Source organism: Pseudorhodobacter sp. W20_MBD10_FR17 (assembly GCF_052119765.1).
GTDB lineage: Bacteria > Pseudomonadota > Alphaproteobacteria > Rhodobacterales > Rhodobacteraceae > Pseudorhodobacter.
In genome coordinates this window covers 1-10,633 of the sequence record NZ_JBGQOQ010000060.1, presented here as the reverse complement: position 1 = coordinate 10,633, position 10,633 = coordinate 1, and the positions used below count along the sequence as shown (strand labels likewise).

10 protein-coding genes and 1 pseudogene are annotated in these 10,633 nt (G+C 54.3%); 7 read left to right on the top strand and 4 right to left on the bottom strand.

Translation table 11 applies throughout. From position 1 onward, the window contains the following. The first annotated feature begins 310 nt into the window (after positions 1 to 310). On the top strand, positions 311 to 1,351 hold the full coding sequence (locus ACEN2J_RS19680) for an ABC transporter permease (protein ID WP_442108307.1): 1,041 nt from the start codon (positions 311 to 313) through the stop codon (positions 1,349 to 1,351). 12 nt (positions 1,352 to 1,363) lie between these two features. Continuing rightward, positions 1,364 to 2,386, top strand: coding sequence for a quaternary amine ABC transporter ATP-binding protein (locus ACEN2J_RS19675; RefSeq protein ID WP_442108305.1), 1,023 nt, complete (start codon positions 1,364 to 1,366; stop codon positions 2,384 to 2,386). 446 nt (positions 2,387 to 2,832) lie between these two features. Here ACEN2J_RS19675 and ACEN2J_RS19670 read toward each other — a convergent pair whose 3' ends face one another. Next, positions 2,833 to 3,015, bottom strand: coding sequence for an IclR family transcriptional regulator domain-containing protein (locus ACEN2J_RS19670; RefSeq protein ID WP_442108309.1), 183 nt, complete (start codon positions 3,013 to 3,015; stop codon positions 2,833 to 2,835). A 123-nt stretch (positions 3,016 to 3,138) separates the two neighbouring features. On the opposite strand from ACEN2J_RS19670, the gene ACEN2J_RS19665 reads away from it, so the two are divergent. Next, a complete protein-coding gene (locus tag ACEN2J_RS19665) occupies positions 3,139 to 3,741 on the top strand; it encodes a hypothetical protein (protein ID WP_442108303.1) in 603 nt (200 codons plus the stop codon). Here the strand turns inward: ACEN2J_RS19665 and ACEN2J_RS19660 are convergent. From ACEN2J_RS19660 to ACEN2J_RS19650, 3 genes are all read right to left on the bottom strand, one after another. Next, the gene (locus ACEN2J_RS19660) at positions 3,738 to 3,992 is read right to left on the bottom strand and encodes a hypothetical protein (protein WP_442108301.1); all 255 of its coding nucleotides are present in this window, start codon (positions 3,990 to 3,992) and stop codon (positions 3,738 to 3,740) included. The genes ACEN2J_RS19665 and ACEN2J_RS19660 overlap by 4 nt on opposite strands. 121 nt (positions 3,993 to 4,113) lie before the next feature. After that, positions 4,114 to 5,637, bottom strand: a complete 1,524-nt coding sequence (adh, locus tag ACEN2J_RS19655) for an aldehyde dehydrogenase (protein WP_442108299.1) — start codon at positions 5,635 to 5,637, stop codon at positions 4,114 to 4,116. 130 nt (positions 5,638 to 5,767) lie between these two features. Beyond that, complete coding sequence (locus ACEN2J_RS19650) at positions 5,768 to 6,724, bottom strand: helix-turn-helix domain-containing protein (protein WP_442108297.1); 957 nt, start codon at positions 6,722 to 6,724, stop codon at positions 5,768 to 5,770. A 470-nt stretch (positions 6,725 to 7,194) separates the two neighbouring features. On the opposite strand from ACEN2J_RS19650, the gene ACEN2J_RS19645 reads away from it, so the two are divergent. The 4 genes and pseudogenes from ACEN2J_RS19645 to ACEN2J_RS19630 form a co-directional block, all read left to right on the top strand. After that, positions 7,195 to 8,145, top strand: a complete 951-nt coding sequence (locus tag ACEN2J_RS19645; RefSeq protein ID WP_442108295.1) for a sugar ABC transporter substrate-binding protein — start codon at positions 7,195 to 7,197, stop codon at positions 8,143 to 8,145. A gap of 206 nt (positions 8,146 to 8,351) precedes the next feature. Continuing rightward, complete coding sequence (locus ACEN2J_RS19640) at positions 8,352 to 9,464, top strand: ABC transporter permease (RefSeq protein WP_442108293.1); 1,113 nt, start codon at positions 8,352 to 8,354, stop codon at positions 9,462 to 9,464. After that, on the top strand, positions 9,464 to 10,240 hold the full coding sequence (locus tag ACEN2J_RS19635; RefSeq protein WP_442108291.1) for an ATP-binding cassette domain-containing protein: 777 nt from the start codon (positions 9,464 to 9,466) through the stop codon (positions 10,238 to 10,240). Before ACEN2J_RS19640 ends, ACEN2J_RS19635 begins: the two co-directional genes overlap by 1 nt. A gap of 201 nt (positions 10,241 to 10,441) precedes the next feature. Then, a pseudogene (locus ACEN2J_RS19630) lies at positions 10,442 to 10,633 on the top strand (IS6 family transposase); the annotation flags it as partial.

Genomic DNA, 10,633 nt, shown 5'->3' with positions numbered 1-10,633 from the left:
CCTAGGACTTATGACGTAAAAACAGTCCAAGTTTTTGTCCGCATCCCCGCCGGGTCAGTTCTCAGTGACAATTAACAAGCTACCGCAGAGGAAGGCGCGGTCTATTTCCTGACAACCTATAAAGACGTGTGGAACGATTGGTTGAGTGAGGACGCGCGCGACAAACTCTCGGCGGTTTTGCAATAATAGCTAATCCTCAGCGGGCTGCTCCGGATCACTGGAGCAGCCTTTCCACTGCGCGCAGTGTTCCGCGCGCCCTCACGTCAAGGCGCCCATCAGAGGCGCCGAGATCATAATAGGGAGCCTCGCAATGGCAAATTTCGAATGGGTATTCAATGCGCTTGGTTTGCGCGGCTGGTGCGATAGCAGTGCAAGCGGGGGCGTGGCGGCACCACCGTCGATGGCGGATTTGATGGCGAAGGCCAATGGCGGCGCGCCAGAAACGACAATCTGGGATACGCCTTTTCCGTCGATGGATGTTCTGAATGACGCTTGCTCGGCCTTTCCGCAATCGCGTGCCGTCAGCCAAGGACTCGAGCATGGATTTCTTGAAATCAAAGGCGTTCTGTCAATGGTGCTAGATCCGATCACGCAACCGCTGAGCTGGGCGCTGGAAAGCGCGCTTTGGCTGTTCGAGCATACACCTTGGTGGATTATGATCCCTTTGCTGGCCCTTATCGCACTAAAGGTCAGCCGGTCTTGGTCGCTGGGCGGGTTCGTCGCGGGGGCATTTGTGGCGCTCGCATTTATTGATTATTACAGTTACACGATGCAAACACTGGCCATTATTATGGTGTGTACGGTGATCTGCGTGCTGTTTGGCGTGCCGATCGGAATTGCGATGGCGCGGTCCGATCGGTGCCAAAATGCGATGACCCCTGTGCTCGACATGCTGCAAACGCTGCCACCGTTCGTCTATCTGATCCCGCTGATTTTCCTGTTCTCGGTAACCGAGCCAAAGCTTTACGGGATTGCGATCATTCTTTACGCCATAGTACCGGTGGTGCGCCTGACCAACCTTGGCATCCGCTTAGTGGATGAAGAGGTGATTGAGGCCGCCGATGCGTTCGGCATGACCAAGCGGCAAAAGCTGTTTTCTGTGCAAATCCCTCTGGCGTTGCCCAATATCATGGCGGGGGTGAACCAGACGATCATGATGTCGCTGGCGATGGTGGTGATCGCAAGTCTCGTTTCGGCGCCGGGCCTTGGCGTGCTTGTGCTGCGCGGCATCCGCAATTTGGAACTGGGCGTTGGGTTGCTATCAGGGCTTGGGATTGTGCTGTTGGCTGTCATTCTGGATCGCTGCACCAAGGCTGCGTTGGCGCATGTCAACGCGGCACAGAAGCATTGAATGGAGCGCATCATGGCAGATCCCAAGATCTCGATCCGTAACTTGTATAAAATTTTCGGCAGTGCGCAGGAGGTAGCCCTGGCCCATGTCAAAGCGGGGATGGGCAAGACCGAGTTGTTGGCCAAGCATAAACACGTTCTTGGACTGCGCGATATCAATGTAGATATGGCTCCGGGCGAAATCACGGTGATTATGGGGCTATCTGGGTCCGGCAAATCGACGCTGATCCGGCATCTTAACCGCTTGATTGACCCCACCGCCGGCGAGGTGATGGTCAATGGCGAGAATATCATGTCTTACTCTGCCGAGCGACTGCGTGATTTGCGGCGCAAAAACATGTCGATGGTGTTTCAGAAATTCGCGCTGTTGCCGCATCGCACCGTTTTAGAAAACGCGGCGACACCTTTGATCGTGGCGGGGCGGCCGCGGTCGGAATGGGAACCCGAGGCGACGCGCTGGCTTGACCGTGTCGGGTTGGCGGGGCAGGGCGCGCAATATCCGCATCAGTTGTCGGGGGGCATGCAGCAACGTGTCGGTATCGCCCGCGCGCTAACGTCGAATTCGGAAATCATGCTGATGGATGAGGCGTTTTCGGCGCTCGACCCATTGATCCGTACCGATATGCAGGATCTATTGTTGGAACTGCAGCACGAATTGCACAAGACGATCGTGTTCATCACGCATGATCTCGACGAGGCGTTAAAACTCGCCGATCATCTGGTGATGCTGAAAGATGGCGAAGTGGTTCAGCAGGGCGAACCACAACATATTCTGCTTCATCCCAGCGATCCCTATATCATCAACTTCATTTCCGATATCAACCGCGCCCGGGTTCTGCGCGCGCGCACAATGATGACAGGGGGGCGGCGGATTGAAGGGCCGACCTGCCAAGTGGATGCCAACGCGACGCTGGAAGAGCTGATCACGGTGGCGCAAGGTGATACCAATGTCTCCTTCACCGTTACTCGAAACGGCGCCACCGTTGGCACATTGACGATGGCAGAGGTTGTGAAAGCGCTTGTTCCCGTCCGGTGACCTAAAGGAGCCGCATGCCTGTGTATTAACCAAATTACTGCGCGTAGACTGCTTTTGTATTGGTTCAGCTCAGGTCTCTTTCGAGCAATGTTTGCGATCAAAGAGACGGCAAATGGCGACGAGATGACTGACGAGATAAGTAGGGATAAGTTGCGCGACTAAGCCAGCGGACGCGTCCCCGCCGGGACGTATGGCGCGGATCAGGCCGTCCCTCTGGATGCACTGCACACCGAAGCAAGTGCGAGGACCACTTAGGCCGATCCGACCATCCGACGCCAACATGCGGCGATCCGTCGAGATCGACCGCGGAGAGAACCATGAACCCGGCGCGCGCTAAGGCATCAATCAAGGAACTTGACTAATGCGATTAGAGAACTTCAGTGGGGGCATGCCAATTCAGCAGTTAATAGGCAATATTCCATGACGTCGGAATCTTTATGCCGTGCTCAATTTTGGTTGCCGGTTGGGTTCCAGCCCAACTCTCGAGATAATCCATCTGCATAGCTTTGTAGTATCCCGCGCAATTCATCAAGTTTTGGTATATCAAACCGGCTTGCAGGCCTCGAAATCGCGATCGAGCCGGGCACAGTCCCGCCAGTATCGAACACTGGGACAGCAATGCAGCGCATAGCTATGTGGCGCGGCAGCTTTGTGGGACTGGACATGGAGCGCCGGGAAAGCGATCTTATGTGCAAAGACAGGCCGGAGAAGGCCCCGACCGCTCTTAAGTCCGCGTGGCTGGAAAGGCAATTATGCAAAAACATGGCGGCCAAACCCACGAAGGCCCAGAGGAAATTCTCGTTTGCATTGTCGATGATAGCTACGGGAAACCAAGCGACCTTGATGAAGAACAGCAATATGAGTGGTATAAGGCACAGCTAGAAAAGGAGTTTTCTCAAAAATTTGAGGAGGTGGATGTTGCCCCCGGTTATTCACTCCCTGCATTTGCAACAATCGTCCAAATCGCAACTGAATACTGGCCTGCACTAGTGGCGACGTTCTTTCTTGCGAAACCCGTATCTGAGAATTTGGAAGCATGGAGGAATGCCGCGAACTCAATCAAGAAGTATTTTTCCAGACCTGACGTGGTCTTGGGAAGAAATGCCGCGGCAGCATTGGCCGTGGAAGCCGTTTTTGACGACATGTGGGGCGTTCCCAAGAAAATCGAGTGCCTTCAGTATTTTTGGAGAGACCGCAGGGTCAAAGAAGAAGATTATTCTGATGGCCAATCAATTCAGGATGGACCTAGAACAGAATACCTAAGCATGGCGGTTCATTTCTATAGGATTCGCGCTGACGGAATCGAATTTGAAGTTGAAGTTGACGGCAAAACCGTTCACGCAAAACGCGTTTAATCCCCATATCTCTCACGCATTTCTTCGAGCATTCGCTTCAATTCGCCAGTCCGGCTCACCGTCAAAGTTTCAAGTTCGCTTGCGTAGACAAGGGGGGCCATACTGCCCCCGTCAAACTTATAGGCCGCGATGCCGGCGTCAGACGCCACGGTGGTCATCAGAATATGGCCGCCGCCGTTCGCGATCGACATCTCCTGCACCGCCCCCAGACCCAAAGCGTGGGCCGCGATGGCATGGCCCGCCTCATGCACAGAAAGGTCCCAACCAATCTAGGTTTTCAATCAGGGTTCTTGGAAAAGCGACACAGCTTGATCTGACAAAGAAAGCGATGCGGCCTTTACATGCATTCGCAAAGGCCGCTTTTCGAGGTATTTAGAAGAAGCCCAATTTATTTGGGCTATAGCTAACCAACAAGTTCTTGGTTTGCTGGTAGTGGTCCAGCATCATCTTGTGGTTTTCACGACCAATTCCCGACTGCTTATAGCCGCCAAAGGCTGCGTGGGCTGGATAGGCGTGATAGTTGTTCACCCATACGCGGCCCGCCTCGATGGCGCGGCCAAAGCGGTAGCAGGTGTTCATGTCACGCGACCAAACGCCAGCACCAAGGCCATACATCGTGTCGTTCGCGATTTCCAAAGCTTCGGCTTCATCCTTGAATGTCGTGACCGAAACGACTGGCCCAAAGATTTCCTCTTGGAAAACCCGCATCTTGTTATGGCCCTTGAGGATCGTCGGCTGGATGTAGTTTCCGCCCGCCAATTCGCCGTTGAATCGTGCGGCACCGCCACCAGCCAGCACCTCTGCGCCTTCTTCGCGACCGATCGTGAAATAGCCCATGATTTTGTCGTGCTGTGCCTTGCTGACTTGCGCACCGACCATGGTCTGTGGGTCGCGCGGGTCGCCGTGCTTGATCGCGGCCACACGTTTGATACAACGCGCGATGAACTCTTCGTAGATGTCCTCTTGGATCAGCGCACGGGACGGGCAGGTGCACACTTCGCCTTGGTTAAAGGCAAACAAAACGAAGCCTTCGACGGCTTTGTCCAAGAAAGCGTCATCCTTTGCCATCACGTCGGAAAAGAAGATGTTTGGCGACTTGCCACCCAGTTCAAGCGTGACAGGGATAAGGTTTTTGGTCGCCGCTTCCATGATCTTGCGGCCCGTGGCGGTGGACCCGGTAAAGGCGATTTTTGCGATGCGCGAGGAGCTTGCAAGGGCTGCGCCAACTTCTCCACCAAAGCCGTTGACGATGTTCAACGTGCCTGCTGGCAGCAAGTCGTTAATCAACTCTGCGAAAACCATGATCGCGGCGGGCGTTTGCTCGGCGGGTTTCATCACGACGCAGTTGCCCGCAGCCAAAGCCGGGGCCAGTTTCCATGCCGCCATCAGCAGCGAAAAGTTCCAAGGAATGATCTGGCCTACAACGCCCAAAGGTTCGTGGTAGTGATACGCGATGGTGTCATTGTCGATCTCGCTCATGTTGCCTTCTTGCGCCCGCAGGACACCCGCAAAATAGCGGAAGTGGTCGGCGCAAAGTGGCACGTCTGCGTTCATCGTTTCGCGGATTGGTTTGCCATTGTCCCATGTCTCTGCAGTCGCCAAGAGCTCTAGGTTCGCGTCAATCCGGTCGGCAATTTTGAGCAAGATATTCGCGCGTTCGGTCGCAGAGGTTTTGCCCCAAGCCACTTTGGCAGCGTGGGCCGCATCAAGTGCCAGTTCAATATCGGCGGCATCCGACCGCGCACATTCGTTGATCATGCCGCCTGTGATCGGGGTTACGTTTTCAAAGTATTTGCCGTTGACTGGTGGCACAAATGCACCGCCGATAAAGTTGTCATAGCGTAGCTTGAAGGGCGAGGTGTATGTGCCTGCCTCTGTGTTGGTCATATCATTCATTTGAAATCCTCCTTTTGCAATCCGGCTTCTCCTCCCGGATTGCAAAGAATATGACGAACGCAGGGTGCGATGTCTTGTGGAGGCAAGGTGTCAGCGGATTGAAACTGTCTCAGCCCTGAGACAGTTTCCCCTAACTATCGTCAAGTCCAAGCCGCTTCATGCGCCGATAGAGCGTCGCACGACCAATCCCAAGCTGACGCGCAGCCTGTGAAACGTTGTTTCCAGCCCGCGCCAGCGCACGAATCACTGCGGCCTTTTCCGCTTTCTCAAAGCCTGTTGGTCCATCTTCGCGACCAAGTATGTCGGCCGCGGGGCGGGCTATCAAATCACCGGACCGTGGTAGTCCGAAGACGCGACGTGCCTTGCGGGTGGCCCCTATGACTAAATCATTTTCGTTAATAGCAAGCAGCGTGGCGGCATCGTCGTCACTGTCGGCAACAATTATCCTTGCGGATGCGTAGGCGGCCCTGAAATTGGCAACTTCAATAGCGCGTGCGGTTTGCGCAACTTGGGCTGCGATCAGACGGTTGAAGGCCTCTGTTTGGTCTGCGCGTGCGGATGACAAATCAAGCGCCGCCACAAGTTGCCCGTTGCTGCCATAAATCGGTGCGTCGATGCAACTCATGCCTGTGTTGCGTGTATAGAAATGCTCGTTTTGATGAATTATTACATGACGTTGTTCTGTCAGGCAGGTGCCAATTCCGTTCGTGCCTTCCTTCTCCTCGCTCCAGTCGGCGCCCGTCGCGAGGCCCCAACTTTCAAATGCTAAAGCGTCAGCATCAGATAGTCTTTGGTCCAAAATTATGCCGTCAGTATCTGTTAAGAAAACTGCGCAGCCTGATTGCCCGACCAATGAGAATAATGCATCCAAGCGTGGGCTTGCGACGATCATGAACTTTTCTAGCGCCTCGACTCTGGATTGAAGGCTTTTTTGCTCTATGCGGTCAGGTGCGCGGCGTTCGTCTGGATTTAGCATGTGTTTGAGTGCAGAGCGATGCCAGCTCGCCGCCACCCGCGACTTTGCTGCAGCCGAAGTCGACTGTGTTACTTCCATTACAATGTCAGCATGCGATGCCTTTGATGTCATCTTGACCTCCATAGAAGATCATTAAGACGGGTAGATCTCGTTTTGTCGATCACTCATCTTAGCTCAGCGACCTATTGACCATGCAGGCCACTTATAGCTTTTTCAGCTTACCCAAACTGCTGGGCGTTCCGGGTGGGGTTTTGCTGACAATCGGTACGGTTGGCCTTGCATGTGTTGAATTCTGCAAGGAATTGATCCAGTTTTCCGAAACGCCTTGACCCACTGGCATCAAGAATTCCGTCGCCTTTTCATGAGATTATCATGTTGCAGAGGGCTCAGCGCCAAATGAAAAAATGGGTCAATCCGACACGGAAATCAACAGGGCGTTCCAATGACGTCTGGTGCAGATCAACATTTTATTCGTTTTGCAACCGGTTGCAAAACGAATAAAATTATGCTTTCCTTAGCGTAAGAGTAGGGAGGTCTGCTCTAGTCTTCTATAAATCTAAAATTCTTGGGAGGAGCCAATAATGAAATCTACGTTGAAAACCTTGATGTTGACGGCTGCAGTGCTTGCCGCGCCAGTCATGGGCAACGCGCAAAGCAGTGATGCAAAGTTGCACTATGTTTTGGTCAGCCACGCCCCTGATTCTGACAGCTGGTGGAACACCGTTAAAAACGGCATCGCGCTCGCTGGCGAGCAGATGGGCGTTGAGGTCGAATATCGCAACCCACCAACAGGCGATCTGGCCGATATGGCTCGGATTATCGAACAAACAACGGCATCGCAGCCCGATGGTATCATCACGACACTGGCAGATTTTGACGTGCTGTCTGGCCCGATCAAAGCCGCTGTTGCACAAGGCATTGATGTTATCATCATGAACTCTGGTTCCCCTGCACAAGCTGCCGAAGTGGGCGCTTTGATGTATGTTGGCCAGCCGGAATATGATGCAGGTCTTGCTGCCGGTCAGCGCGCCAAGCGCGACGGCATTCACTCATTCCTATGCGTAAACCACTACATCAGCTCGCCCTCGTCAACCGAGCGTTGCCAAGGTTTTGCCGATGGTTTGGGTATCGAATTGGGCAACCAGATGATCGATTCCGGCCAAGACCCGTCTGAAATCAAGAACCGCGTTTTGGCCTATCTGTCGGCCAATCCCACAACCGAAGCCGTTCTGACGCTTGGCCCAACCTCGGCTGATCCAACCATTCTTGCGCTGCAAGAAAACGGCCTTGCAGGGTCGATCTATTTCGGCACGTTCGACCTCGGCGAAGAGATCGTCAAAGGCCTGAAGTCGGGCATCATCAAGTGGGGTATCGACCAGCAGCCATTCTTGCAGGCCTATCTGCCGGTTGTGGTTTTGACCAACTATGATCGCTATGGCGTTCTGCCCGGCAATAACATCAACTCTGGCCCCGGCTTTGTCACCAAGGACGGGCTTGCCAAGGTTGAAGAGTTTGCGGGTAAATTCCGGTAACGCGGTCTAACATGGTTTGCAGTCGCTCCATTTTGGCGTGACTGCAAGCCGCCCCCCACAGGTTTGCCCCATACACAGGTTTAGTTGCGCTACGCGTTTCGGCTGTCCCTTTTTGGGCGGGCTAAGCCCATGCGCGTTGAAATCGGGCGCCCCTCACCTCATTCTCGGCTGCCCTTTTCGTCATATTTCACCTCAGGATCCTTCTCATGTCAGACACGACTGCCGACGACGAACGCATCAAGCAGATCTCGCCCCTGCGCCAAGCGCTTATCCGACCCGAGCTTGGCGGAATCGTGGGCACCATCGCTGTGTTCACATTCTTTCTCCTCTTTGCCTTTGACAGCGGGATGTTCAGCGCCCAAGGCGCGATGAACTGGTCTGTCGTGTCGGCACAGTTTATGATCATCGCGGTGGGTGCCTGCCTGTTGATGATCGCTGGCGAATTTGATCTGTCGGTCGGATCAATGATTGGTTTTGCCGGCATGATGATTGCGGTGTTTTCGGTGACACTGGGCTGGCCGATGTGGGCCGCGATCTTGATCACATTTGCGATCTGCATCGCCTTTGGCGCGTTGAACGGCTATATCGTGGTGCGCACGGGCCTGCCCAGTTTCATCGTCACCTTGGCCACGCTGTTCATCCTGCGCGGCTTCACCATTTTCATCCCTCAAACGCTAGAGCGTAAGACGATCATTGGCGGTATCCGCGAGGTGGCGGAGGGCGATTGGCTGGCCCCGCTGTTTGGCGGCAAAATTTTGGGCGGTTTTTTCCAGTGGATGGGCGATAACGGCTATATTACGGTGTTTGACCGCGGCAACCTTGCGGGCAAGCCGGTGGTTGATGGTATTCCGATGCTGCTGGTTTGGGCACTTGGTTTGGTGATCTTTGGCCATATCCTGTTGACCCGCACCCGCTTTGGGAACTGGATTTTTGCCTCGGGCGGGGATGCACAGGCCGCGCGTTATGTTGGTGTTCCTGTAGGCGCCGTCAAAATCAAAATGTTCATGTTTACTGCATTCTGCGCCACGGTTTTCGCCGTGTGTCAGGTGATGGAGTTCGGCTCGGCTGGCGCTGACCGTGGCTTGCTAAAGGAGTTTGAGGCGATCATTGCGGTGGTCATCGGTGGTGCCTTGCTTACGGGCGGTTACGGGTCGGTTATAGGGGCCGCTTTGGGCGCGCTGATTTTTGGCGTGGTCCAACAGGGGTTGTTCTTTGCCAACGTTGAAAGTTCGCTGTTCCGCGTGTTTCTTGGGGTAATCTTGCTGCTGGCGGTGATCCTAAACACTTATATTCGTCGTCTGATCACAGGAGAGCGTTGATGCAACCGATCATCCAAATGAAGGACATCGAAAAGCACTTTGGCTCGGTCATTGCGCTGAACGGTGTCACGGTCGAGTTTTATCCTGGTGAGTGCCATTGCCTGTTGGGCGATAACGGCGCAGGTAAATCGACCTTTATCAAAACCATGTCGGGCGTGCATAAACCCACCAAAGGCGAGATTTTGTTCGAGGGCAAACCGATGCAGTTCGACGACCCACGCGACAGTATCAGAGCGGGGATTGCAACGGTTTATCAAGACCTTGCGATGATTCCGCTAATGTCGGTCAGCCGCAACTTCTTTATGGGCAATGAGCCGATCAAACGGATTGCGGGTATTCCGTTCTTTGATCACGAGCTGGCCAATGAAACGACCATGCGGGAAATGCGGGAAATGGGCATCAACCTGCGCGGCCCCGATCAGGCCGTTGGCACACTATCGGGCGGCGAACGTCAAACCGTGGCCATCGCCCGCGCTGTGCATTTCGGTGCCAAAGTTCTGATCTTGGATGAACCGACTTCGGCGCTTGGCGTGCGCCAAACAGCAAACGTGCTTGCGACCGTCGATAAAGTACGCAAACAGGGAATTTCAGTCGTGTTCATCACCCATAACGTGCGCCATGCGATGGCGGTCGGTGACCGCTTTACCGTGCTGAACCGGGGTAAAACCTACGGAACAGCCGTACGCGGCGAGGTAACACCAGAAGAGCTACAAGACCTAATGGCCGGCGGTCAAGAGCTTGCAACTCTAGAAGGTTCGCTGGGCGGTACCGTATAAGAAAAACTTGTTGAGGCGGCCGGTTTGCATCGGCCGTTTCAAGAGGGGGCAAGGCATCAAGCAAGGAAATAGCGGCCACTAATCGCCCTAGCATGCTCGCCAAGCGGCAAGGCACGGATAGGGTTTGGGAACAATCCTTTGAACGGCACTGTCAGAGGAAAACTTATTGAGGCGGGCAGGGCGAGCAGTTAGCGTCGCGGTATGACAACACGCAGCCCCTTTCGCTACTTCAAGACGAGCCCAGAGATCATCCGCTTGGCCGTCATGATGTATGTTCGGTTTCCACTTTCGCTTCGGAATGTGGAAGATCTTTTGCACGAGCGAGGCATCGACATCAGCCACGAAACGGTTCGGTTTTGGTGGAACAGATTTGGCCCAATATTTGCCGCAGAG

Excerpts from the sequence above, each read along its gene's own strand:
- ACEN2J_RS19645 (WP_442108295.1), top strand. The coding sequence starts at position 7,195 with ATGAAATCTACGTTGAAAACCTTGATGTTGACGGCTGCAGTGCTTGCC.
- ACEN2J_RS19675 (WP_442108305.1), top strand. The coding sequence starts at position 1,364 with ATGGCAGATCCCAAGATCTCGATCCGTAACTTGTATAAAATTTTCGGC.
- ACEN2J_RS19650 (WP_442108297.1), bottom strand. The coding sequence starts at position 6,724 with ATGACATCAAAGGCATCGCATGCTGACATTGTAATGGAAGTAACACAG.
- ACEN2J_RS19640 (WP_442108293.1), top strand. The coding sequence starts at position 8,352 with ATGTCAGACACGACTGCCGACGACGAACGCATCAAGCAGATCTCGCCC.
- adh (WP_442108299.1), bottom strand. The coding sequence starts at position 5,637 with ATGAATGATATGACCAACACAGAGGCAGGCACATACACCTCGCCCTTC.
- ACEN2J_RS19680 (WP_442108307.1), top strand. The coding sequence starts at position 311 with ATGGCAAATTTCGAATGGGTATTCAATGCGCTTGGTTTGCGCGGCTGG.
- ACEN2J_RS19635 (WP_442108291.1), top strand. The coding sequence starts at position 9,464 with ATGCAACCGATCATCCAAATGAAGGACATCGAAAAGCACTTTGGCTCG.
- ACEN2J_RS19670 (WP_442108309.1), bottom strand. The coding sequence starts at position 3,015 with ATGCGCTGCATTGCTGTCCCAGTGTTCGATACTGGCGGGACTGTGCCC.
- ACEN2J_RS19665 (WP_442108303.1), top strand. The coding sequence starts at position 3,139 with ATGCAAAAACATGGCGGCCAAACCCACGAAGGCCCAGAGGAAATTCTC.